Source organism: Pseudomonas sp., from assembly GCF_030150285.1.
Taxonomy (GTDB): Bacteria; Pseudomonadota; Gammaproteobacteria; order Pseudomonadales; family Pseudomonadaceae; genus Aquipseudomonas.
The window spans coordinates 17332-37004 of record NZ_JASLGE010000111.1; the positions used below are offsets into that span (position 1 = coordinate 17332).

Below are 19673 nucleotides of genomic sequence, written 5' to 3' on the forward strand. Positions count from 1 at the left end.
GTGCTAATTCTTGTCGAATTGCCAGGGCTCACGCTGTCGAACCAGCGCACCGACCCAACGGCACCTTTCCTGCGTGATCTGGTGAACTGGCACGATGCCCCATCGACTGAGCGCAAGTCTGAGCAGCGGGAACGCGGCTACGGCCTGTACTCGGATGATGACCCCGCCGAGGGCGGCCGGTTCCCGATCGTGCACGGGCGAATGACGCTCGGCAACGCGGGTGACGAGTGGGTGATGCGGCGTCAAGTGATGGCGCTGAAGAACCTGCGAGATTTCGAGATTCGTGTCACCGACCCGAGCGGCGTGTGGCGCGGCATCGTGAACATTTCGGGCGCGATAGCGTTCGATCTACACGATGACGGTTGGGCCGATTTCGAAATTCCGCTCGAAATGGCCGACCCTCGCAAGTACGGCGAGCGGCGCATTAGCTCGACCGGTGTCCCCACCGATGGTGAGGGTATCCCCGATCCGATCGACGACCCGGTGAGCGAGGGAGAGCCAGGCAACCTGGGGCGCGTCATCGCCGTGAATGACGGTGACGCGCCTATGGAGCCCATCACGCGCGTGTCTGGTGGGCTCTCTGAAGGGTTCGAGATTCGCTGCCTCGAAACCGGGCATGTCGTGCGCGTCACGCGGCCCGTGCTACCCGGCTCGGTCATCACGATCGACCACGGCGCGGGCGAGGTGTGGATAGACGGGCAATCGATCCTCTCGGCATCGTACGTGCCCGTAGCCGAATGGTTCCAAATCGGGCCAGGCGAGACTTGCACGATTCAGTGGCTGCCGCTTGGCACGGTGGAGGGCTCACCGACGCTCACTGTCGAATATTCGGAGGCATCGTGGTAGTAAAAGCGCAGGTCGCCGACCTTGTGACCGGCGACCGAATCCAGACGCTCCCGGCATCTAACGTGCGGTGGGAGAAACGAATTCTCTCACCCGAGGCGATGCGGGTAGAAGTCACGATGAAGCCGCGCGCGCACCAGATGCTCGACATTCGCAACATCACCAATGAGGTGAAGTCGGCGCTTGTCGTGTCTGACGGCGGCTCGGTGATCGGGGCGGGGCCGATCTGGGGTCGGGAGTACGCCGACGATTCGCGGCGGTGGACGGGCGAAGCGGAGGGCGTGTGGTCGCTGCTCAACCGGCGGTTCATCCTCCCACCGCACGTCACGGCCGATAATTTGCTAATCGCGTCGGGCGACGACGAGGGCGAACCCAACCCTGACGTGGCTACGAAGTTCGTGCAGAAGTCGTGGCCACAGATCGTGCGTGGCATCATCGAGCAGTCCATGAGCCGCGAGGGCGGCGAATTGCCGTTCATATTCGGCGATGACGGCGTGGGGGCTCACGACAAGTCGTATGACGCATCGAGCTTTAAGACCGTGGGCGAGGCGCTGGAAGACCTGACACGCCTCGTGAACGGCCCCGAAATTTCGTTCGTGCCGCAACTGGTCGATAACCGGTTGCGGTGGCTGGTGCGCGTCGGCGACGATGACCAGCGCGAGCTATCGTCACCGAATGTGCACAAGTTCGATTTCACGCCGCGTAATGCGGCGGTGCGCAGGTTGCGGGTGCGATCTTCGGGCCGCGATCTTGCTTCGGAGACGTGGGGCACGGGCGGTAGGCAGGCAGCGAAGGCACTGTTCGCGCGAGCGTTTAAGCCTGATCTGCTCGCCGCCGGCTACCCGCGCATGGAATCGGTTTCGTCTGCGCACTCGACGGTGCTAGAGCAGCCGACCTTGCAGGATTACACCGAGCAAGACGTAGAGCTCGCGTCGGCCCCGTTCGAGTGGTGGTCATGGCAAACCGACTCGAGCCGATCGCCGGTGCTGTCTGATTTGCAGGTTGGCGACTACTGCCAGGTTCATCTACGCGATAATCCGTATCTCCCCGACTCGCCGCCTGGTGGGATCATGCGACGCATCGTGTCGCTGTCGGGCGATTCGTCATCGCCGTGGGTGAACGTTGTCACAGACGAGGTGAGCACATGGTGACGAGAGTTCCCGAGTCGGAGGAATTCGGCCGCACGAAGGCGACGGAGCAGCGCACCGAGCGCAACGTGCGCGATTTGCAGCGCACGGACGGCGCGCAGTACGCGCGAGCAATCGAAAAGTTCAAGTCGTTGATGGAGAATCTCGATGTGACCGTGCGCGGGCACGTCGAAGCTATCTCGTACACAAAGCAGCAGATCGACGCGCAGAACGCCGCGATACTCGCACGGAACTGGCCACTCAATCAGGTGTCGGGCGTGCTGGCCGCCGGCAACGGCGGCACGGGCTCGACCAACGCCTACTACCAGGACTTGGCGACCACGGATCGCCGGGCCGCATGGGTCGGCGTGAACGGGCTGCTCGGCTTCGCGCTCTCAACTTTCCGCAAGAAACGGCACGTTCAGGAAGCCCGCATTCCCGTGCGCGCATGGCTCGGCCTCCCCGTGCAGGCATTCCAATACCGCGGCGACGGCGGCGAAACCTCAGGTTTCGATCTGGGATTCATCGCCGAAGACGTAGCAGACCTAGGGCTCGAACCGTGGGTATACCGCGACGAGCAAGGCCAAGTCGAAGGGCTCGCGTACGAACGGCTGAAGTTCGTGCATCACGAGGCGCTGCGCATGCACGAGCACGAGCTGCACGAGCTGCGCGAGCAGGTCGCAAGCCTCGAATCTGACGTTCAAAAACTGATGGCGCTTGTCGCGCCAGGGAAGGGGGAGTGATGCTCATTCAGGGTTTCCCAGGAAGTGACAAATCTACATCGCTCGCAGCGGTTCGCCGCGATCTAGAGGGCGCGGTAGCTCGCGACACGAGCGGGAAGATCAGGGCTGGCGTGTTTCCGGCGCACGATGGCGAGTTGGTCGCCAGGCGGGCAGATATGACGCTCGACGTGCTCGACTTTCGGGCGGTGCTCGACAAGCGGGGAGCGTGCTTTGTTGCGAACGAAGGTGTCACGCGGTCGCCGCAGTTCGCTGCGCCGCCGACCACGAATAGGCGCATCGATTTGCTGTATCTCACGCAGGAAATCAGCACTATCGACGGGGGCACTACGCAGCCCGTATTGAGGATTCGTGCTGGTGATCCTTCGCCAACGCCGATCCGCCCGACGCTTCCCGCTGATGATGCTGACGCGCTGCCGCTGTACGCGGTCGAAATCCCGGCCGGCACTACGTCGATGAACTCGGCAGGTGTTATCCTCACGCCGCTATTCCCGTACACCGCAATGGCCGGTGGCGTGGTGTGGGTGCGAAACCTTGTGGAGCTCGCGGCGTGGGCTGGCATCGAGGGCTCGCACGCTCATGTGCTGTCAGAGAAGAGCACCCGCACTCGACTAAACGGTACGTGGGGGTTCGGGCTCGCAACCGCCGAACCAATCATGACGGCAGGTTGGCAAGTCGCCGTTGGGCTCGGGTACGACAACAAGATTTATCGCGACAGTAGCGGGCTCTGCACGATGAACACACTTCTGCACGCGTTGACTGGTGGTATTGACTCGATCTTCACCGCACCTCCTGGATTCAGGCCAGCCACGCACGTTTTCATCGGCGAGTCGCGGTCGGTGAAAACCGGCTCAAACTTGACCGGCTCAATCCGAATGGGAGATGACGGGCGAGCCAGCATGCCAGCCGGCTATTACTCTGGTTCGTCTACTGCCGACGCGTATTACCCGGTTTCGCTGATGTGGCGAGCCAAATCATGACACTAAGGAGGAAGCTGTGAGCTACACGCAGCTAGTCGCGCCTGGCCTTGACGCGCTCGACGGGTTCGGGTGGTGCCTCAGGCAGACGCAATCGACATTCGGCGCACCGGTCGCGTTCGATAACGCGAGGCAGGGCTGGGACGGACAGCAGGGGCGGCACTTTGGCGAGCTGCCGCCCCTTGGTATCGCCGCACCGATCTGGCTTGACCACTACGGCACGTACGGCAGGCCGCCGAGATACGGCAACTGGGGGCATGTTTGCACCCGGCTCGCTGATGGGCGGGTGCTCACTTCGCCGCTGCTGAATAGCCAGCTCATTCGCTGGGATGCCAGCAAGGGCGAAATGGTCGGTCGTGGTATCTACCCGAGCGTAGACGCTTTGATGCGCGACCTGGGGGGTAGCCCAAAGCTGCTCGGCTGGTCGGAATTTATGAACGGCCGCCGCATCGTCAAGCCAGGAAGCACCACACCAAATATGCCCTTGATGGGGCAGGAAGAAGAGGAAGACATGAGCGCTGTGTACGTTCAGGACAAGGCCACGAACGGGCAGGGGTCGATTTATCGACTGCTCGCAGACGGCCGTAAGCGGCTGATTCACAAGGCCGAGTGGAATGCGATCCGGGCGCAGGAAAGCGCCGCATCGTCGGCCGGCTACCCGGCCCCGGTGATCGTTGGGCAGGTGACCGCGGCAGACCTCAAGGCAATCCCGAATGTCTAGCAGCATTCGCCTGGAAGCTCACCGCGTGCGGGCCTGGTTCCGCACGTGGTGGCTGAAGGTTCCGCGGCCGCGCGAGCTGTCGGTGGCTTTCACGCTGCTGTACGGGGTCGCGCTCGGTACCGGTTTGGTGACGCTCGCCGCACCGCCGGTGTCGCTGTCGCGCGAGGTCGGCGGGCCGCAGGTTATGGCATCGGTTGGGCTGCTGCTCACGGCGGGCGCGCTCGCGGCGATGCTCGGCGGCGCGTGCGAGCACTGGAAGCTCGAGCGCATCGGCCTGTGGTTGATGGGGTGCGCGCTCACCATCTACGGCGCTATCGTGCTATCGCTGCACTTCACCGAGTCGGGGTCGCGACTTACTCAGCTTGGCGTTGTCGCGATGGCGCTTATCGCTTTCCTTGTCCGTTTTTTGATGATTTGGCGGTTCACATACCGGCCGAGGGGGTAGGCGCGTGGATTGGGTGCCGATTGCTGTAGCTGTCGCCGGCGGCGCGACTATCCCGAAGCTGATCGACGTTATCGCGGCCGCTGTCACTACGGCTGGCCGGGAGCGGCGGGGCGAGGTTGACCGACTCGCGAAGCAGTTGCGCGACTCGCAGCGGCGTGAGCACATGCTGCTGTTGTGGGCTCGCAGGCTTGAACTGCTCGCGGTGCGACTCGGTGCGCGACCGGAGGAAATGCCGGTTTTGGACTACGGAAATTCACGCGAAGGGGGTGAATAGATTTGGCGAAGCATGCACGTACTGACGCGGTGCAGCGCACGAAGCGCACGGCGGTCGCTGTGGTGCTCGGCGCGCTCGTGGTACTCGTGGGCGTACTGCCCGAGGTGCTCACGATCCTTGCTGACGAGCTCGGCGGCGTGGTGCCTGAGCATTTGCGGTTGTGGCTGCTCGGCGCTGCTGCTGCGGTTGCTGCGGTGTCTACCGCTGTGACGAAGATCATGGGCCTAGCTGGTGTTGACCGGCTGCTGTCGTTGGTCGGGCTCGGGAAAGCTCCTGATAGCCCAGAAGTTGTTTGATATGCAGAACGCCCCGCACGTTGCGAGTTATCGCGCGTGCGGGGCGTTCCTGTGCGTGGGAGAGGTTGTTACTCGAGTGGGGCCAGTCTCCCGGTGCCGTAGTGGACGATATGCGAGCCCGGCGCGGCGGCGGCGAGCATCTGCGCGGTGTGCAGCCACAAAGCGACGTACACGCGGCGGCCGGGACGCACCACGAGGTAAGCGGGCGCGCCTTGCTTGTCCCGTGCTCGCGCTATCTCGATCGCGTGGGCGAAATCTTCGGCGCTCATTCGAAAGTCTCCCAGTCGCGTGACGCGTACAAGTCGATCAGGATGCCGAGAGCTTCGGTGTCTACTTCGCCGAACGACACCATCGCCCGAATCGACCTAATGCAGCCGCTGGAAGTCGATACCGTGAGACTGATCGGGGGGTTCCGGGATTCGCTGACCGTCAGCTCGATAGAGAGCTTCCCCTGGCTGGAAGTGATTGCGTATCCGTCGCCACTAACCCACGCAGCGACCGATGGGAGGTTTGCCGCGGCGAAGAGCTTCGCGGCCCGCTCGGGAGTCACTCGGCAACCTCGGGCCAGACGCGGCGGCCGGCAACGAACGTGAGCTTGCCGCGGCCGCGCGAGTCAGCAAACAGCCACCCGCCGGCCTCTGTGCGGATCGCTGCCGCTGTCTCCATATCGCTGCTGCCAATGCGGTAAGTGAGCTCCCACGCGTCGCCGGGGGCAGCGTCTTCCCAGGGTTTCAGTTCCGGGTGAGCCTCGAAGTAGCGGGCAGCAATATCGGCGGCCTGTTCGCCATGGGGCCCATGCTCCCAGATCGTAAAGAATGCCCCAAGCAACCTAATGCCGATGCAGCGGCCATTTGCTGTGGTATCCGAGCCGCTGAGCCGCATCACGACCGCTCCCGACTCGCCATCGACCCAAACGCCGAGCTCATGCAGGAAGTACTCACGCAGTGCTAACTGGTCGCTATCGCTCAGGTGGTTCCAGTCGTTCAGCATATTCACGCCGTTGTCAAAGATTCTGACTTCAGCGCCGCCGTAGCTCGACTCGATAACTCGCCCGTTGCTGGCCTTGAATTCGGTGGTCACTTGTTTTCTCCTTAGTGTTGTGCGCCCCGGCTGTGATGCCGGGGCGCTATTCGTGTTTACGGGTCGCCGTTAAGACTTGCTGCTGATGGGGTTCACCCTCATGAGCACATGCCTGCTCACGGTGGATGTCTTCTTGCTGCCGACGAACATCACGGTAACGACATCGTGGGCTGAGTCCACTCGAATGACGATTCCGTACACGTCTTGACGGGCCGCTGGGTCGGCCCAGCGAACGAGGTCGCCGGGGCCAAAGTCAACCCAGCGGGCAATGCGGGCCTGAAGCGCGACGAGCATCGGCGACCCCTTGGCGCTCTCTGGTGCGCAGTCGATCGCTTGCCACACCTGACCAATGCGCATCTTCGCAACCCATTCGGTGATCGGGTCGGGCTCAGTCACTGGCTGCTCGCTCTCTGATTTGAACCCGGTCACCTCGAACGGGTCGCCGGGCGCAAGGTCGGCCCAAAGCTGCTCAATCTCGGCGATGGTGAACCAAGCCTGCTCGCCCTCGACGGCGAGTGCGATGTGCGTTGCGCCGACCGCAATGTACTGGTCGATCTGCATTCGGGTTTCTGCGTATGTCACGGGGTTTCTCCTTGGTGTCGTGGGTGCGCCCCCGGTCGGGTGTGGCCGGTGGCGCTGGTGTGGCTTTAGAGGCGCTGGTGCTTAAACACGATTTCCCAGAATTCGTCGTGCTCGACGGTGATCGAGTACAGCTGGGTCGCCTGATCGAAGGTGATGATTTCGTCAGCGATTGCGGCGACGTTAAACGCGGTGTCGGCTTCGGCGACCTCGCCTGATGCCTCGATAACGTCGATGATTCCGGCCTGGATCGCCTCGTCGCGGGTGGTGAAGGTTGCCATGATTTTTCCTTTGCTTTGGCGTTTCGGTTGACGCTCACAACTGTACACGCATGCTTGATGGTGCGCAAGGTTGCGCACTGGTGTTCAATCGTGTTAAGTTCAGTGCCAGCCGGGAAAGACGGCGACGAAAGGTGCAGAAATGGAGATGTACGTGATGATGAGGCCCAAACCAAGCGAAATCCTGAAGCGGATGATCACGACGGAAACCGAATCGGCTACGGCGCTCGCCGCGGCCGCCGGCGTGACGCGGAGTACGGCAACGAAGGTCATGCGGGGCGAATCGGTAACGCTCAGCGTTGCTGTGAAGATCAACAGCGCGATCGGCGGAAGCCGACCGATTGGCCACCTGTTTTCAAGCTCGTTCGACAGCATGCCGGAAGAATTCGAGGGCGACGAATGAGCGCGGCGCGGGCGGTGGCGTGGGTGAGCGCGCTTGGCGCGGCGGCGTTGTTCTACGTCGTTTCGGTCGCGGCCACCGGTGAGTGGGCGCAAAACGGGCCGTGGCTGATCCTCGTGGTCGTGTTCGTCGGGTTCGGTGCTGACGTGGTGCGGTTCGCGGTTGTGGCGAACGGGGCTGACGATGGCGAGTGACGAGTTTGGGGTGATTCTTTCCCCCGAGTTGATGGCCGTGCTGTCGGAGGCGGGGCGCGAGCATGTCGCGTTCGTTCGCGATGGCTCGGAGCGCACAAAGGTTCCCGGGTTGCGGCATTGCGTGTGCCCGCTGTGTGATTCGCTCGCGTCGATCGCTGAGTTTGTCGAACGCGCAGAGGCGGCCAGGGTCGCTTTGTGGAATCTGATGGAGCCAACAGAATGTCGCTACGGCCGCGAGGGCGACTGCCAGGAGCACAGCATATCGCTGGCTGCTGGCGAGCGGTGCCCGAACGAGCTGGCGCGCGAGCTGACGGCCGGGGGTGCGTCGTGATCTCGTTGCCGAGCGAGGCCGCGCAGGCGCGCAGGCAGCCCGTGCTCGTGGGTATTGACCCGGCGCTCACGAATACCGGCATCGTGATCAACACTGGCCGGGAGCGCATCGCGGTAACGGTGAAGTCGGCGGCGATCCCTCGCGGTGACCGTAACCCTCACGGCCATTCGAGCCGCATCGAGCGCACGGCCGCGCAGATCGTAGAAAAGGTGCCGTTGGGTGCGTTGGTCGCGATCGAGGGGCCGTCTTACATGTCGAAGTATGGCAGCCCTGACGAGCGTGCGGGGTTGCGGTGGTCGATCATTGCGCGGTTGCGCGTGATGGGGTGCCGCATCGTGGTTATCACGCCCAAGGGCGGTAAAGCTTGGCTTGCCGAGAACGGCAATGCCGGTAAAGACCTGATGCAAGCTCGGGCTGCGATCGTCGCGCCAGGGCTCGCTGCGGGCGAGCATGAGGCAGATGCGTTCGCGCTGCTGTCGATGCTCGAATATTGGGCTGGCGTCTCGGATTACGAGCCCGGCCCGAAAGGTGTAGAAGCTCACGGCAAGGTGCAGTGGGATCACTTGATCGAAGGGAAGAAATCATGATGATGGAACGCAAGGTAAAGCTGTCGGCGAAGCAGCCCGAGGGCGACCGTAACGGGCTCACGCAGCAGGATGCGCTCGAAGCGCTGACCGTGGGGTTCGCGTCGGGTGCGAAGCATCTGGCAGTGGTGGAGCTCGAAGTGGTTGAGCAGGCGACGGGTAGCGAGGGCGTGCTGACGAACCGGGTCGCTCTGTCTCGCATCGAGCTAATCGCTGAGGGGAACGCGGAGCACGCGGCTAGTCTGCTGCGTGAGGCGTACGAGGCGCGCCAGCATGAGACGCTCGACGGGCTCGGTGGCGAAGATATTGCGGGGCGCGGCAATGAGTGAGCGGGCGGAGATTTTCGAGCTGTCACATATCCGTGAGGGTGACCTTATTCGGATCGAGCGCGGCGAAGGGTTATCGTCAATCTCGGCTATTGAGTATGTGGCGAGGGAGCGTGGCGACTTACCGGTTGGCTTCAGTCGCACGTTCACCGCGCATGCCGAGGCGGGTCGCAAGGTTTTCTTGCTGGATAGGCCGATTGTGCTGCCAACGCGGCCATACTCGCTCGTGATTCCACCGCCTGAATCGCAGTGTTCAGCGTATGCAGTAGTGCTTGAGCCGCACGTAGATGCCCTGTATTGGAGGCGCGGCAGCCGGATATGCAGCGTGGCCGATGTGCTGAATCTTGTGACTAAGGAAAACTGGCGCATTATCGAAGGCCCGGCCAACGAAAACGAAGGAGAAAACGAATGACCGCGCAAACACTTACCGCGGCGGGATTCACGCCGCCGCCCGCACCCGAGCCAGAACTGGCCGAATTATGGTCGCGCGCGATCGCATCTGACGCAGACCGGGCACACTGGCTGGAACAGCGCCGAACCCGCGTCACTGGCACCGATGCGCCGTTACTTGCACGCTCGCGAGCGCAGACCATTCGCGAGCACATGCGCAAGAAAGCTTCGGGCACCGAGTCGGAATTTTCCGGCAATCGTGCAACCGAGTGGGGCAACTACCGGGAGGCGTACGCGATCCGCACGCTGCTCGGGTCGGGCTGGCACCAGTGCGGCCTGCTCATTGGTGCGGCCGTGAATGACCGGATCACGGCTACACCTGATCTTGTCGCCGTCAACTTCGCCGGAGAGGTTGAGCTGATGGAGCGCAAGACCTCAGCGAAAGACCTGAACCCCGCAGGTAAGGATTTCAAGGCGACCCGCTATTTCGAGCAGATTTTGCAGCAGCTACTCGCGACCGGTGCCGAGCGTGTTCGCCTGGTGGTGGAGCAGCACAACGACGATTGGTCGAGGTGGAAGAACCGCCCCGGCCCGGGCTGGGAGTTCGACGGCGGGTTGGAGCTCGCCGATTTCGGCCCCGAGGTTGTCGCCACGCACGAATATGTGTTCGAGCGGTCAGACCTTACCGCCGAGCTTGAAACCTTGTACGAGCAGAATCTGGCTGGCCTGATCGTGCTAGACGAAGAGCTCGCGGGGTTCATCGCTGACGGGCCGGAAACATTCTCTGACGTGCAGCGGCGTGTCTATGGTGCGCAGGCTCGCAAGTATGCCGACGCGCACGTTGCTGAGAAGAAAGCGAAGGAGGCGAAGGAGTCGGCGCGAGACGAGCTGCTCGCGCTCGCCGCGGGTTGGGACGCTGAAGAGCTTGCCGAGGTTGACCGGGCGGGCGATGATTTGCCGACGCTCGCACCGCGGCGTGCTTTCTCGGATTCGTTCGACAATATCAAGGTGACGTTTGCGGCACCGAGCGCGGGTGTGGAGTCTGAGGTTCCCGATGTGGAAGCGGCGATGAAGGCGGCACCGGAGCTTGCGGCTCGGGTGGTGCAGGCGAAGGCTGCGCTGACTGCTGCGATGGATCAGTGGGAGGCCGAGCAGGCGAAGCACACGAAGAAAGTCATGGGCTCGGGGTCGGTGGCGAAGGTTACAGTTACGCCGCCGAAGAACTGGGGGCTGAAGTGACTCGCACGATTGTGACGCTGGAAGGTTGCGACGGATCGACGCGGGTGGAGCTTGAAGACTTCACCGCTGAGGAGATCGCGGCGATTCGCAAGCTCGCTGAGCTTGTCGGGCCAGTCGCTGGGTGCGAGCCCGGCATGAGCATCACCGAACTGAAAGGGAATGACGATGACTGAAATTGTTGTGTATGACGCGGCGAGGAATTACAGCGCCGCACCGCTTGAATCGCGCAAGGAATATGTTGCGACGATCGCGGCAGCGAGCGCACTGCTGCCGCGGGCCGCACAGAACCCGAATTACGATGTTCAGCTAGCGCAGACGTTCTACATCTGCGAGGTCGGCGCGATGATGGGCATTCACCCGCTCGAAGCGCTCGCCGGTATTCACATGATCGATGGCCGGTGGACGATTTCCAGTGCGCTCATGTCTTCGCTGGTGCGGCAGGCAGGGCATAAGCTGCGCGTGACTGAAGATGGTTCGTGGCGCGACGGAACGTACGTCGCGACGTGCACCATCGTGCGGCACGATGACCACGAGTACCCCACGGTGATGACCTTCGGGTACGAGGATGCCGAAATGGCTGGCCTGCTCGGCAAGGGGAACTGGCAGAAGTACGGCAAGAGCATGTGTGTTGCTCGTGCGATTTCGAAGTGTGCTCGTGCTGCTGCTGAGGATGCTTTGGGTGGTGCGCGGTACACGCCGGAAGAGCTTGGCGCGACTGTGGATGCTGAGGGTGAGCCGGTGGACGGTGGGCACTATGAGTCGATGCCGAGCACCCCGCCCGCGCCCGCGGCCGCACCGCAGCCAGCCCCGCCCGCGCCGCCGGCGGCCGAGCATGCGGCACCGGAGCCCGCGGCTGAGTCGCACCCGACAGTGCGGCCCGCCGCGAAGCCAGCGGCGGCACCGGCCCCGACCCCGGCACCCGACCGGGGTACGGCGAGTGCAGCCGCTCGCCCGGCTGCTGAAGTCACTGACGAGCAGATTATTAGCGCGGTGAGTGACGCGGCCATCGTGCACGCCCGCAACGCGTGGGGTGCGGCAGGCAAGGGAGACGTTGAGACGCTGCGCACGGTTTGGGATTCGGCCGAGGCCGCAAAGGTGCTCACCGCGCCCGCGCTCGCGTTCGATGACCTGGGGCGGCCGAGCGTGTGGCAGCGCGACGAGGCCGGAGCGCCAATCCCGCTCGGGTCGCTGATTCGGGTACTGCGCAGCGAGGTTGTGCAGCAGCTCGCCGACGCTGAAGCGGCCGCGCAGGATGCCGCCGCCGAGCAGCTCGAGCAGCCCGTCTACGCCGAAGACTCGGGCGAGCCAGTAGACGCTGAGGAAGAACCGCAGGACGGCGGGGATGATTCCGCAGCCTAAGCCGGGCTGGTTTGATGGCGGGCTGCATTGGACAGCCCGCCATCAACTCGGTTTCGGGTATCTGTCGATTCTGGAGCCAGACCCGGCCGACCCGTTGCACTATGCGATCGGGCGGGCGCTCGGCGGCGCGGGCGCGGATACGCCGCGCGCGGTGCTGCTAGTGCTCTCCGGAGTGATCGCGGGAGAGATTGCCCGCGAGGGCGCGCTGGCTGGCCAACTGAAGTCACAGTGCGAGCAGTACGAGGCGGCAACGGTGCTCGAAATGACCGAGGGTAAGCGCATGTCGGTCGCGCTCGCTGAGCGGCATGTGCGCGCCACGAAGGCGTACGCCGATGCGATGCGGCAGCGCCGCGTGTCAGAGGCCCGCGTGGTGGCGTTGCGGGATTATTCGCAGACGGTACGCACGGAGCAGGGCATGCACCGCACCGACCGCGCCGATGCGCGCGCAGGAAGCATCGGGGAAGCGCATGACGCGACCTGACGGCTCATTCCCGGGCGAGGTGGTGCGGCTCATGTGGGGTCGCGCTTTCGCGTCGTGCGAGTCGTGCGGGCGCGGCCTGGTGTGGGAGCGGCGCGGCTGGCAGTGGTCAGCGCATCATCGTGACCCGCGAGGCATGGGCGGTTCGTCCGATCCGGCGTTGGGTGCTGCGTCGAATGGGCTCATTCTGTGCGGGCATGGCACGTCGGGCTGTCATGGCCTGGTGGAGTCGCGTAGGGCTGCTGCGCTCGCCGCGGGGCTGCTGGTTGGGCCTGGTGCTCGTGCTGCTGACGTGCCGGTAACGCTGTACATGTTTGGTCGGGTGCGGTTGCTGGATTCGGGGTTGGTGTCTGACGTGTAGGGAAGGATTCGTTTTTGGCCCCGGCCACCTTGATTGGTGGTTGGGGCCATTTTTTGTGCCCGGCTTGCGGTTTCGAATCACGCGTGCAACAATCGGTGTTGCCATGCGTGACAACACGCTAGGCAACATGCCAGTAAATACCATTGAGAGGGAAGCCTAAATGACTTTCACCGGATCGCCCGCTATCGACGCGGTAAGCGACGCGCAGAAGCGCACCACCGCAGCGCAGCATGCGCTAGCCGACGCGCTCGCAGGCCGCAACGCCGCGATAGTCGCCGCCGTCGAATCAGGAGAATCGCCGCTTGCCGTGGCGCTCGCCGCCGGCGTGAGCGTGCAGACAGTAAGCCGGGCCGTAAAGGTCGCAACCGAAGGAGACGCAAAGTGAAAAAGCACGATCTGATCAACGAAATCCGCGTACTTCGCGCAGACGTAACCGAGGCGAACGCGAGGCTGCGCGCGATCGAGATTGAGCGCGTCGGCGCTCGCAACGAAATCACTCGCCTCGAAGAGCGCCTAGCGCGGGAGCATGCGAACCTCGCGAGCCTCGACCGGAACAGCGAGGGCCAGATGGAAGATGCGCGCTACGGTGCGCTCGCCGCCGAGAGCCTGGGGCGCGTCATGGTCGATTTCGAGCTTGGTGTCATCACCGAGTCGGGACTGCACGCGGCCGCGGTGACTGCACGGCACGAGGCGAAGCGTGCGGCCGAAATTATCGACGTTGAGATTGCCGAGGATGACGGCGAAATCGCCGAGGAATCGTCCGACTCGGGGTTCGAGTTCTAGTGTTCAGCCCATCACGGCGGCGGCTATCGTCGCAGTTTGCGCAGATTCCGAATGACGTGCTCAGGCCGCGTGGCGATCTGTCGGCGCGGGCGCTCGGCGTGTTGTGCCACATGCTTTCGCACTCTGACGGGTTCGAGATTTCGCGGGCCTCGCTTGACGATCAGTTCACCGAGGGGCGCGACGCGCTAGATACGGCATTGCGTGAGCTTCGGGAAGCTGGCTACGTTCGCGCGGTTCGCACTCAGGGCGATGGGGGCAGGTTCACTGGTGCGACGTATCTCGTGTTTGACGAGCGCGGCGGCGCGGAGGCCGACCCGGAACCCGATGCGGGAAACCACAGCCCGGGTTTTCAGGGTGATGGTGTGCGGAAAACCACAGCCCTGGAAAACCATAGCCCGGGAAATCCGCATCCCCATATAAGAACACCAATGCCTATAGAACACCAAGTCAAGAACATCAGTAATAACACCAGCGATTCGACGTTCGAAACTTTCTGGTCGATCTATCCGAGGCGGGTCGGGAAAGGTGCTGCTGTCAAGGCTTTCGAGAAGGCAGCTCGCGGTACCGATCCGATCGTGATCAATGCGGCGGTTTTGGATCATGCGGCGGCGTGGCGCGCGGCTGGCACTGAGCCGCGGCATATTCCGCACCCGGCTACCTGGCTAAATCAGCAGCGGTGGCTTGACGAGCATTTGCCTGAGCCTGCGCGGGCTCAGTTGTCGGCGGCGGATCAGATGGCACGGGATCTCATTTCTGGCCAGAATCACGATTGGGGGGCGAATGCAATCGGCCAATGACGGGTTAACGCGCTCGGAGCGAGCCGCTTTGCCGCCTAGGAGCGACGATAAGGCCCGCCTGGGGGAGTTGGTGCACAACGCCCCTGAAAGTCCGTTAGAAACGATTCTGGCGATTTCGACTCTCGAACAAATTCGGGTGCTGCACGTGTGGGCGACCGGGTTCGACGGGATCATTCGCGGCCGGGTTGATGCGGAATCGTGGCTTGCCGCGCTCGAAGGGTACGACATGAACCGGGTTCGGGCCGCTATCACCGAGCACTACCGGCGCAACACGTGGCGCGTGATGCCCGCGAACATCATCGAAATTATCGAAGCAGGGGAGGCTTGAACATGGGGACGAGATACGTGATCGGGGCAGCGCCGGGAGTGATCCGGTCGGAGATTCGGGTGAACCGACGTTCTACAGACGGTGTTCGGCTTGGCGGCATGGCGCAAGCTGAAGCTACGATGGTCACGCGAGGGGTCGAAATTGACGGCGCAATCACGCTATCCGTTAGCGGTGTGACCACTCGTATGAACGATTTGGAAGCTGCTGCGCAACTCGTGGCGCTCGCGCATCAGATCACGGCGCGAACGGTCGCCGACGCGCTCGGCGCGGATCACCCCGGCGTGAACGTGCCACCTTCAGGGGCCGCGCAAGTTGCTGCGCGCCTGGTGCTCACTAACGCTGAGGTCACCCCCGCCGAGGTGCTCGAAATGCTCGGGATCGATGCTGAATGACGGGCGAGCAGCTATCGGTCAAATATGACCCGGAGACGGAGAAATATTTGCTCGCCGCGATCCTCGACACGCCCGCTGTGATCTGGGAAGTTAGGCAGATCGTGCGCGCCGCCGACTTCCAAAGCGTGGTGAACGCGACGGTGTACGAGGCGATGGTTGCTGTCTCGGATGCGGCGAAAGCGTGCGACGCGCCGACTGTGAACGCTCATATCATCAGGGCCGGCAAAGATCACATTGTGTCGGCGACGTACGCGTACGAGCTGATGAATCTTGGCATCGTCGGCGTGCAGTGGGTTGGCTTCGGGCACGAGGTGCGCGAGCACGGCGAGCGGCGACGGCTGCTCGAAGAGGCTGGTGTGATCGCCGAGATAGCAGCCAACGGCGGCGACGGCGGCGACCTGCTCGAGCAAGCAATCGCGCGTCTCGACGGGCTGCGCGGCGGCGTGCTCAGGCAGTCGCGGCCGATCGGCGAGGCGTTCACCGGCCTGGTCGAAAAAATGAAAACGAACGTGCCGTACACGCCGACCCCGTGGCCTTCGCTGAACGCGATGATCGGCGGGATTCGTGCGGGCGCGATGTACACAGTCGCGGGCGCGTCGGGCGGCGGTAAGTCGATCTTCGGCCTACAGCTCGCAACGCATATCGCGGAGATGGGCGGCCGCGTCGGCTATGTCTCCCTCGAAATGAGCGAGGAAGACCTGCTGAAGCGCATCATTTCGATGATGCAAGACGTTCACCAATCCGCGCTCGTGAATCACGAGCTCAGCGAGGATGGGTGGCGTTCGGTGATGGAAGCCGAAACGTACCTGAAGACGCTGCCGCTCGAAGTGTTCGACCGCGGCGGCACGCAGTATTCCGACATTGTGGGGTTCGCTCGCGCGTTGCACCGCAAGGGCAATATGAAGCTGCTCGTGGTCGATTATCACGGGCTCACGCAGTCTCCCCCGGGAGCGTCTACCGAATCGCGCACGCAGCTACTGAACCAGTGGGCGAACGGGTACAAGCAGTTGGCGCGCGAGCTCGGGATAGCGGTTGTCGTGCTGGAGCAGTTCAACCGTGACAGCACGAAGCGGCAGAACGCGCGCCCGGTCATCACTGACTTGCGTGGCACGGCGGCGTTGGAGCACGCAGCTGATTGCGTGATCCTGTTGCACCGCGTTATGAAAAAAGTTGGCGGGAAGGAGGTGCTGACTAACGATATTGAGTTCATCGCGGCGAAGAATCGGCAAGGGCAGCAGGGCTACCGGGTGCTAGTTTTCGATGGCGCTTTCTCCCGGATCAGCCAGAAGGAGCACGAGCACACCCAGCTGTACGACTAGACACCGAACCTCAATCAATCACCACGAAAGTAGGTACATATCATGGCCGGAGAGCCACTAATCACAGTCGTTGGCAACCTAGTTGCCGACCCCGAACAGCGCGTATCCCAGAGCGGGAAAGCATGGGTGACGTTCCGCATCGCGAGCACCCCTCGAGTTCGCGATCGCCAATCCGGCGACTGGTCGGATGGCGAGGCGCTATGGCTGAGCTGCCGAGCGTACAGCGAGTACGCCGACAACATCGCCGCATCGCTCACGAAGGGCACCCGCGTTATCGTGCAGGGCCGCCTGACGCAGCGCAGCTACAAAGACAACCAAGGCCAGCAGCGCACCAGCCTCGAACTAGAGGTTGAAGAGATTGGGCCGTCACTCAGGTTCGCGGCCGCGCAGGTCACCCGCGGCGGCACGGGCGGCGCACCGGCCGGTAGCGGGTGGGCGAAGCCGCCGGCAGCCCCGCCGGCGCAGTACGGCAGCACCCCGGGCGGCGGTTGGGCGAACCCGAACGGTGGCCAACCAGCAGCCCCGCCGCCGACCGAGAACCCGTGGGCGAACCAGCCGGCTACGGGCGGGTTCGATGACGAGCAGCCTTTCTAGGCTGATCTGACCGGCGTGGGCCGGTAAACAAAGGAGGGGCCGGGCGGAAAGTACCGCCCGGCCCCATGACCAAGGAGAAAGGAAACGCGTTATGAACGATAGCACGATTGTTCGACGGCCGCGGGGGCTGGTGCGGGTGTCTCGCGCCGCTGACCGGCCCTGGCTGGTTTTGCCGTGGGGGGCGGTGTGCACGGCGTGCGCGTGGTCTGTGATACGCATGTCGCACTCGCGGGCGGTTGCTGCTGCGGTCGGCCACGTTCATGCAGCGCACCGGGATGCGGTGAGGTGGCGTTGCCTGGTGCGCGGGTGCAACCCGGGCCTATGGTCGGAATCGCTCGCGCTAAAGCACCGCGCCGAGACGGGGCACCGCGTCGCGAGGTGGCCGGTTCGCTCGCCTGAGGGGGAGCTGAAGCAGCGCGAGCGGTATCGCGCTTTCCTGGCTAGGCGGCGGCGTTGACGCGGCCAAGTGCTGGCCGGGTGTGCGTGCCGGGGCGGGGCGGGCGCGGCTATTGTGGCCGCGAAACACGAGACACTGCCCCCGTAGCGGCGGCGACGTGCGAAAACTGCCACGCCGCGATCCGCGCCGACGAGCACCACGCCGCGAAGGGGAATGACAGATGACCGGGCAGCAACTCACGGTTGGATCGCTAACCGAGCACAACACCTCGCGAGCGCAGCAACTCAGGATGCTAGGCAACGGCGTGGTCGCGCAGCAGGCGGTAGCCGCCATTCGCTTACTGCTCGCACGTGCAGAAGGGTCGCCGGCTGATGTTTGACCGGTCTTGCCCCCACGCCGACAGTCTCGGCAGCGTCTACACCGGCACCCTGTGCTCAGCCTGCTACCGGGAACTCGAAATCCGGCTGCCCGGGCTCGCCGCGATGTGCGAGCAGCTTCGCCGCGACGCAGCACCCGGCACGGTGCGGGCAGTGAGCTACGGCGACCGCGTGCAAGAATCAGCCGAGCAGCGCCTGCTGATCGATGACCGCCGACTCGCCCTCGCAGATGACCTGTTTCAGGCGGCGTGCGTGGTGGTGCTCGTGATGGCTGACGAGCTCAGCACTGATCCGCCGTACGCGCTGCGCGGCGCGGTCGCCCCGCCGAGGTACAGCGAAGGTCGCTTGTCGCCGTTCGCTGCGCAGGGCATCGAGTCGTGGCTGGTGCGCAATCTTCGGTGGATTGCGCAGCACGAACTAGCGTTCGATGTGCTCGACCCGCTCACGGAGGCGCTCACGGAGGCGAGGCGGGCGACCGACCCGGCACCCCCGCGAAAACCGGCGATCCGCGGCGCTTGCTCGGAGTGTTTGGGGCGGGTTGCTATCGTCGTGTTGGAGCGGGGCGTTTTCTACTCCACCTGTGGCGGGTGCGGGAAGCGTGGCCCCGTGCATGCGCGAGTGGTGGAGGCGGTTCTAAGTGCAAGTGATGACGGTGACGCAGGCGGCGGCGGCTACGGGGCTCACCCGGATGACGTTGTGGAATTATCGGGCGGCGGGGCTGCTGCCGTCGAAGCAGCGGGGCCGTAATGTGCTCGTGGCTGTGGAGCATGTGCAGGCGGCGCATCGGGCGCGGCTTGCGAATAATCCGGCGCATCAGTATCGGCTGCGCGCCGCAAGGGAACAAGGAGTGATTCTCATATGACCGAAGAACCGACACCCGAACAGATCGAAGCCGCAGCGAGGGTGATCGATCCGAACGCGTTCGCGCGCCTCTCAGCCGAGCTCGGTGCTGCCGAGCGTGAGTCTCTCGATATGACGCAGGCCACCCTGCAACGTCTGGCGAGAGAACAAGCTCGGCAGCACCGAGCAACGTGGGATGGGTCGCGCTGGATTTGCCGAGTGTGCGACATCCGCTTTTGGCAGGACGATGAGCTCGTCGAACACGACCGCAAATTTGCCCCTGTGCAGGTGGACGAAGTGAAGCTGCCTGCTGTGACTCGTGTGACCCTCGCTGGGCGTACAGGGGTGCGGTCTGCTGAGCATTGGGACTATGCCGGTGTCGAACTGCTGGTGCAGGACGAGGGGCGCACGCTCAAAGTGCTCCCGCTGCGAGGTGGTGGGCGATGAACGCACCAACTATCGCGCACAATTGCCCGAATGGCGGCGACCCCGGCACGAGCGTGTGCGCCGCATGCTGGTTCGGCCTGACCGAAAACGACTTGCGGGTGTCGCTGAACAACGCTGACGGCACCCGCCGCACCAACGACGAGGTACGGGCAGCGGCGGCAAGGATCATCGACGCGGCGACCGTACCAAACCGGCCGAGCAGCGCGCCGGCGAACCACATCGCGCAAGTTTTCATGAGCTACTACGGTGGCGAGCTCAGGAAGATCGGAGTGCCGGTCACCGCGGCCAACCTCGCGCATTATCGTGGGGGCGCGCGCGCCCGTGCGCGGGGGGTCGAGCGACCCCCCCCCGCGCGAGCGGTGGGGCACGCGGCAGGC

The 19673-nt window shown here is 63.8% G+C and carries 33 protein-coding genes; 29 read left to right on the plus strand and 4 right to left on the minus strand.

Translation table 11 applies throughout. From position 1 onward, the window contains the following. The 7 genes from Q1W15_RS24105 (at position 1) to Q1W15_RS24135 (ending at position 5423) form a co-directional block, all read left to right on the plus strand. The gene (locus Q1W15_RS24105; protein WP_300733707.1) at positions 1-846 is read left to right on the plus strand and encodes a phage tail domain-containing protein; all 846 of its coding nucleotides are present in this window, start codon (positions 1-3) and stop codon (positions 844-846) included. After that, the gene (locus Q1W15_RS24110; protein ID WP_300733711.1) at positions 840-1994 is read left to right on the plus strand and encodes a hypothetical protein; all 1155 of its coding nucleotides are present in this window, start codon (positions 840-842) and stop codon (positions 1992-1994) included. Before Q1W15_RS24105 ends, Q1W15_RS24110 begins: the two co-directional genes overlap by 7 nt. Beyond that, the gene (locus Q1W15_RS24115) at positions 1988-2713 is read left to right on the plus strand and encodes a hypothetical protein (protein WP_300733713.1); all 726 of its coding nucleotides are present in this window, start codon (positions 1988-1990) and stop codon (positions 2711-2713) included. The genes Q1W15_RS24110 and Q1W15_RS24115 overlap by 7 nt, the downstream gene beginning before the upstream one ends. 155 nt (positions 2714-2868) lie before the next feature. Next, positions 2869-3690 (plus strand): hypothetical protein, encoded by an 822-nt coding sequence (locus tag Q1W15_RS24120; RefSeq protein ID WP_300733715.1) that lies wholly within the window; start codon positions 2869-2871, stop codon positions 3688-3690. A gap of 16 nt (positions 3691-3706) precedes the next feature. After that, positions 3707-4408 (plus strand): hypothetical protein, encoded by a 702-nt coding sequence (locus tag Q1W15_RS24125; RefSeq protein WP_300733717.1) that lies wholly within the window; start codon positions 3707-3709, stop codon positions 4406-4408. After that, positions 4401-4853 carry a hypothetical protein gene (locus Q1W15_RS24130; RefSeq protein WP_300733719.1) on the plus strand — a complete coding sequence of 151 codons (453 nt, stop codon included), beginning with the start codon at positions 4401-4403 and terminating at the stop codon, positions 4851-4853. The genes Q1W15_RS24125 and Q1W15_RS24130 overlap by 8 nt, the downstream gene beginning before the upstream one ends. Before the next feature lie 276 nt (positions 4854-5129). After that, positions 5130-5423: a hypothetical protein gene (locus Q1W15_RS24135; protein WP_300733721.1), complete on the plus strand. Its 294-nt coding sequence runs from the start codon at positions 5130-5132 to the stop codon at positions 5421-5423. 68 nt (positions 5424-5491) lie between these two features. On the opposite strand, the gene Q1W15_RS24140 is transcribed toward Q1W15_RS24135, so the two are convergent. From Q1W15_RS24140 to Q1W15_RS24155, 4 genes are all read right to left on the minus strand, one after another. Further along, the gene (locus tag Q1W15_RS24140; RefSeq protein WP_300733723.1) at positions 5492-5692 is read right to left on the minus strand and encodes a hypothetical protein; all 201 of its coding nucleotides are present in this window, start codon (positions 5690-5692) and stop codon (positions 5492-5494) included. A 277-nt stretch (positions 5693-5969) separates the two neighbouring features. Continuing rightward, positions 5970-6503, minus strand: a complete 534-nt coding sequence (locus Q1W15_RS24145) for a hypothetical protein (RefSeq protein ID WP_300733724.1) — start codon at positions 6501-6503, stop codon at positions 5970-5972. A 69-nt stretch (positions 6504-6572) separates the two neighbouring features. After that, positions 6573-7085, minus strand: a complete 513-nt coding sequence (locus Q1W15_RS24150; RefSeq protein WP_300733726.1) for a hypothetical protein — start codon at positions 7083-7085, stop codon at positions 6573-6575. A 65-nt stretch (positions 7086-7150) separates the two neighbouring features. Then, positions 7151-7363 carry a hypothetical protein gene (locus tag Q1W15_RS24155; RefSeq protein WP_300733728.1) on the minus strand — a complete coding sequence of 71 codons (213 nt, stop codon included), beginning with the start codon at positions 7361-7363 and terminating at the stop codon, positions 7151-7153. Between the two features lie 139 nt (positions 7364-7502). On the opposite strand from Q1W15_RS24155, the gene Q1W15_RS24160 reads away from it, so the two are divergent. From Q1W15_RS24160 to Q1W15_RS24260, 22 genes are all read left to right on the plus strand, one after another. Continuing rightward, positions 7503-7763 (plus strand): helix-turn-helix domain-containing protein, encoded by a 261-nt coding sequence (locus tag Q1W15_RS24160; protein WP_300733730.1) that lies wholly within the window; start codon positions 7503-7505, stop codon positions 7761-7763. Then, on the plus strand, positions 7760-7954 hold the full coding sequence (locus tag Q1W15_RS24165; protein ID WP_300733732.1) for a hypothetical protein: 195 nt from the start codon (positions 7760-7762) through the stop codon (positions 7952-7954). Before Q1W15_RS24160 ends, Q1W15_RS24165 begins: the two co-directional genes overlap by 4 nt. Then, a complete protein-coding gene (locus Q1W15_RS24170; RefSeq protein WP_300733734.1) occupies positions 7944-8285 on the plus strand; it encodes a hypothetical protein in 342 nt (113 codons plus the stop codon). The genes Q1W15_RS24165 and Q1W15_RS24170 overlap by 11 nt, the downstream gene beginning before the upstream one ends. Then, a complete protein-coding gene (locus Q1W15_RS24175; protein ID WP_300733736.1) occupies positions 8282-8872 on the plus strand; it encodes a hypothetical protein in 591 nt (196 codons plus the stop codon). Before Q1W15_RS24170 ends, Q1W15_RS24175 begins: the two co-directional genes overlap by 4 nt. Next, on the plus strand, positions 8869-9198 hold the full coding sequence (locus tag Q1W15_RS24180; protein ID WP_300733738.1) for a hypothetical protein: 330 nt from the start codon (positions 8869-8871) through the stop codon (positions 9196-9198). The genes Q1W15_RS24175 and Q1W15_RS24180 overlap by 4 nt, the downstream gene beginning before the upstream one ends. Continuing rightward, positions 9143-9607 carry a hypothetical protein gene (locus tag Q1W15_RS24185; RefSeq protein ID WP_300733740.1) on the plus strand — a complete coding sequence of 155 codons (465 nt, stop codon included), beginning with the start codon at positions 9143-9145 and terminating at the stop codon, positions 9605-9607. Before Q1W15_RS24180 ends, Q1W15_RS24185 begins: the two co-directional genes overlap by 56 nt. Then, positions 9604-10824, plus strand: coding sequence for a hypothetical protein (locus Q1W15_RS24190; protein WP_300733742.1), 1221 nt, complete (start codon positions 9604-9606; stop codon positions 10822-10824). The genes Q1W15_RS24185 and Q1W15_RS24190 overlap by 4 nt, the downstream gene beginning before the upstream one ends. Further along, on the plus strand, positions 10821-10997 hold the full coding sequence (locus Q1W15_RS24195) for a hypothetical protein (protein WP_300733743.1): 177 nt from the start codon (positions 10821-10823) through the stop codon (positions 10995-10997). Before Q1W15_RS24190 ends, Q1W15_RS24195 begins: the two co-directional genes overlap by 4 nt. After that, positions 10990-12183 carry a hypothetical protein gene (locus tag Q1W15_RS24200; RefSeq protein ID WP_300733746.1) on the plus strand — a complete coding sequence of 398 codons (1194 nt, stop codon included), beginning with the start codon at positions 10990-10992 and terminating at the stop codon, positions 12181-12183. The genes Q1W15_RS24195 and Q1W15_RS24200 overlap by 8 nt, the downstream gene beginning before the upstream one ends. Continuing rightward, positions 12167-12664: a hypothetical protein gene (locus Q1W15_RS24205; protein WP_300733748.1), complete on the plus strand. Its 498-nt coding sequence runs from the start codon at positions 12167-12169 to the stop codon at positions 12662-12664. Before Q1W15_RS24200 ends, Q1W15_RS24205 begins: the two co-directional genes overlap by 17 nt. Next, on the plus strand, positions 12651-13022 hold the full coding sequence (locus tag Q1W15_RS24210; protein ID WP_300733750.1) for a hypothetical protein: 372 nt from the start codon (positions 12651-12653) through the stop codon (positions 13020-13022). Before Q1W15_RS24205 ends, Q1W15_RS24210 begins: the two co-directional genes overlap by 14 nt. Before the next feature lie 160 nt (positions 13023-13182). Beyond that, complete coding sequence (locus Q1W15_RS24215; protein WP_300733752.1) at positions 13183-13407, plus strand: hypothetical protein; 225 nt, start codon at positions 13183-13185, stop codon at positions 13405-13407. Continuing rightward, a complete protein-coding gene (locus tag Q1W15_RS24220; RefSeq protein WP_300733753.1) occupies positions 13404-13805 on the plus strand; it encodes a hypothetical protein in 402 nt (133 codons plus the stop codon). The genes Q1W15_RS24215 and Q1W15_RS24220 overlap by 4 nt, the downstream gene beginning before the upstream one ends. Next, positions 13805-14602, plus strand: a complete 798-nt coding sequence (locus Q1W15_RS24225) for a hypothetical protein (RefSeq protein ID WP_300733755.1) — start codon at positions 13805-13807, stop codon at positions 14600-14602. Before Q1W15_RS24220 ends, Q1W15_RS24225 begins: the two co-directional genes overlap by 1 nt. A gap of 70 nt (positions 14603-14672) precedes the next feature. Next, positions 14673-14930 (plus strand): hypothetical protein, encoded by a 258-nt coding sequence (locus tag Q1W15_RS24230; RefSeq protein WP_300733757.1) that lies wholly within the window; start codon positions 14673-14675, stop codon positions 14928-14930. A 59-nt stretch (positions 14931-14989) separates the two neighbouring features. Then, positions 14990-15322 (plus strand): hypothetical protein, encoded by a 333-nt coding sequence (locus Q1W15_RS24235; protein ID WP_300733759.1) that lies wholly within the window; start codon positions 14990-14992, stop codon positions 15320-15322. Continuing rightward, entirely contained in the window at positions 15319-16641 is a 1323-nt protein-coding gene (locus Q1W15_RS24240) for a replicative DNA helicase (RefSeq protein ID WP_300733761.1), read from the plus strand. The genes Q1W15_RS24235 and Q1W15_RS24240 overlap by 4 nt, the downstream gene beginning before the upstream one ends. A 42-nt stretch (positions 16642-16683) precedes the next feature. After that, a complete protein-coding gene (locus Q1W15_RS24245) occupies positions 16684-17235 on the plus strand; it encodes a single-stranded DNA-binding protein (RefSeq protein ID WP_300733763.1) in 552 nt (183 codons plus the stop codon). A 768-nt stretch (positions 17236-18003) separates the two neighbouring features. Beyond that, entirely contained in the window at positions 18004-18756 is a 753-nt protein-coding gene (locus Q1W15_RS24250) for a hypothetical protein (protein ID WP_300733765.1), read from the plus strand. After that, a complete protein-coding gene (locus Q1W15_RS24585) occupies positions 18698-18871 on the plus strand; it encodes a hypothetical protein (protein WP_367280650.1) in 174 nt (57 codons plus the stop codon). The genes Q1W15_RS24250 and Q1W15_RS24585 overlap by 59 nt, the downstream gene beginning before the upstream one ends. After that, a complete protein-coding gene (locus Q1W15_RS24255; protein ID WP_300733767.1) occupies positions 18868-19296 on the plus strand; it encodes a hypothetical protein in 429 nt (142 codons plus the stop codon). Before Q1W15_RS24585 ends, Q1W15_RS24255 begins: the two co-directional genes overlap by 4 nt. Beyond that, on the plus strand, positions 19293-19673 hold a 381-nt coding region (locus Q1W15_RS24260; protein WP_300733770.1), incomplete at its 3' end, for a hypothetical protein. The genes Q1W15_RS24255 and Q1W15_RS24260, both read left to right, overlap by 4 nt.

What these genes read in the sequence shown, in the direction of transcription:
- Q1W15_RS24115 (WP_300733713.1), top strand. Translation starts at nt 1,988, where the DNA reads ATGGTGACGAGAGTTCCCGAGTCGGAGGAATTCGGCCGCACGAAGGCG.
- Q1W15_RS24120 (WP_300733715.1), top strand. Translation starts at nt 2,869, where the DNA reads ATGACGCTCGACGTGCTCGACTTTCGGGCGGTGCTCGACAAGCGGGGA.
- Q1W15_RS24130 (WP_300733719.1), top strand. Translation starts at nt 4,401, where the DNA reads ATGTCTAGCAGCATTCGCCTGGAAGCTCACCGCGTGCGGGCCTGGTTC.
- Q1W15_RS24140 (WP_300733723.1), bottom strand. Translation starts at nt 5,692, where the DNA reads ATGAGCGCCGAAGATTTCGCCCACGCGATCGAGATAGCGCGAGCACGG.
- Q1W15_RS24155 (WP_300733728.1), bottom strand. Translation starts at nt 7,363, where the DNA reads ATGGCAACCTTCACCACCCGCGACGAGGCGATCCAGGCCGGAATCATC.
- Q1W15_RS24160 (WP_300733730.1), top strand. Translation starts at nt 7,503, where the DNA reads ATGGAGATGTACGTGATGATGAGGCCCAAACCAAGCGAAATCCTGAAG.
- Q1W15_RS24165 (WP_300733732.1), top strand. Translation starts at nt 7,760, where the DNA reads ATGAGCGCGGCGCGGGCGGTGGCGTGGGTGAGCGCGCTTGGCGCGGCG.
- Q1W15_RS24170 (WP_300733734.1), top strand. Translation starts at nt 7,944, where the DNA reads ATGGCGAGTGACGAGTTTGGGGTGATTCTTTCCCCCGAGTTGATGGCC.
- Q1W15_RS24180 (WP_300733738.1), top strand. Translation starts at nt 8,869, where the DNA reads ATGATGATGGAACGCAAGGTAAAGCTGTCGGCGAAGCAGCCCGAGGGC.
- Q1W15_RS24185 (WP_300733740.1), top strand. Translation starts at nt 9,143, where the DNA reads ATGAGACGCTCGACGGGCTCGGTGGCGAAGATATTGCGGGGCGCGGCA.
- Q1W15_RS24190 (WP_300733742.1), top strand. Translation starts at nt 9,604, where the DNA reads ATGACCGCGCAAACACTTACCGCGGCGGGATTCACGCCGCCGCCCGCA.
- Q1W15_RS24200 (WP_300733746.1), top strand. Translation starts at nt 10,990, where the DNA reads ATGACTGAAATTGTTGTGTATGACGCGGCGAGGAATTACAGCGCCGCA.
- Q1W15_RS24205 (WP_300733748.1), top strand. Translation starts at nt 12,167, where the DNA reads ATGATTCCGCAGCCTAAGCCGGGCTGGTTTGATGGCGGGCTGCATTGG.
- Q1W15_RS24210 (WP_300733750.1), top strand. Translation starts at nt 12,651, where the DNA reads ATGACGCGACCTGACGGCTCATTCCCGGGCGAGGTGGTGCGGCTCATG.
- Q1W15_RS24215 (WP_300733752.1), top strand. Translation starts at nt 13,183, where the DNA reads ATGACTTTCACCGGATCGCCCGCTATCGACGCGGTAAGCGACGCGCAG.
- Q1W15_RS24240 (WP_300733761.1), top strand. Translation starts at nt 15,319, where the DNA reads ATGACGGGCGAGCAGCTATCGGTCAAATATGACCCGGAGACGGAGAAA.
- Q1W15_RS24245 (WP_300733763.1), top strand. Translation starts at nt 16,684, where the DNA reads ATGGCCGGAGAGCCACTAATCACAGTCGTTGGCAACCTAGTTGCCGAC.
- Q1W15_RS24250 (WP_300733765.1), top strand. Translation starts at nt 18,004, where the DNA reads ATGTTTGACCGGTCTTGCCCCCACGCCGACAGTCTCGGCAGCGTCTAC.
- Q1W15_RS24585 (WP_367280650.1), top strand. Translation starts at nt 18,698, where the DNA reads ATGACGTTGTGGAATTATCGGGCGGCGGGGCTGCTGCCGTCGAAGCAG.
- Q1W15_RS24255 (WP_300733767.1), top strand. Translation starts at nt 18,868, where the DNA reads ATGACCGAAGAACCGACACCCGAACAGATCGAAGCCGCAGCGAGGGTG.